The organism is Vibrio eleionomae (assembly GCF_009874545.1).
GTDB lineage: Bacteria > Pseudomonadota > Gammaproteobacteria > Enterobacterales > Vibrionaceae > Vibrio > Vibrio nitrifigilis.
This window is the reverse complement of the sequence record NZ_WEKT01000123.1, coordinates 1-670: the sequence shown is the minus strand read 5'-3', so window position 1 is coordinate 670 and position 670 is coordinate 1. Positions and strand designations below refer to the sequence as shown.

General features: G+C 46.3%; 2 rRNA genes. Both read right to left on the bottom strand.

From position 1 onward, the window contains the following. Window positions 1–231: ribosomal RNA gene (locus F9817_RS23725) — 16S ribosomal RNA — on the bottom strand; the annotation flags it as partial. 297 nt (window positions 232–528) lie between these two features. Then, window positions 529–644: ribosomal RNA gene (gene rrf / locus F9817_RS23720) — 5S ribosomal RNA — on the bottom strand. Between the last annotated feature and the right edge of the window lie 26 nt (window positions 645–670).

The window sequence follows — 670 nt, the reverse complement described above, 5'->3', positions numbered from 1 at the left end:
GCGAGAGGCCCGAAGGTCCCCCTCTTTGAGCCGAAGCTATTATGCGGTATTAGCCATCGTTTCCAATGGTTATCCCCCACATCAGGGCAATTTCCCAGGCATTACTCACCCGTCCGCCGCTCGCCGCCCATAGACGCCCCCGAAGGTTTGTTTATGTCGCTGCCGCTCGACTTGCATGTGTTAGGCCTGCCGCCAGCGTTCAATCTGAGCCATGATCAAACTCTTCAATTAAANNTTTTTTGTGGCTCAATGAATACTGAATAAATTGACTGTGCCAAGTCTTTCGACTTGATTGGTCACTCAGTTCATTGAAACCAATTGGAAACCGAAGTTTCTCATTTGATTATCATCAACGAGTGCCCACACAGATTGATAGGTTTAAATTGTTAAAGAGCTTTGCTTTCAGTGCGTTAGCACTTAGGCAGGACGCGTATATTACGCTACCCACTTTGAAAGTCAACATAAAACTTTAATCTTTTTTAAAGCTTTATGGTGACTTGCTTACTTTGNAAGCAAGTGGAATTTAAAGCCTGGCGATGACCTACTCTCACATGGGGAAGCCCCACACTACCATCGGCGCGATTTCGTTTCACTTCTGAGTTCGGCATGGGATCAGGTGGGTCCAAAATGCTATGGTCGCCAAGCAAATTCTTTGTTGTTACCGCTACGC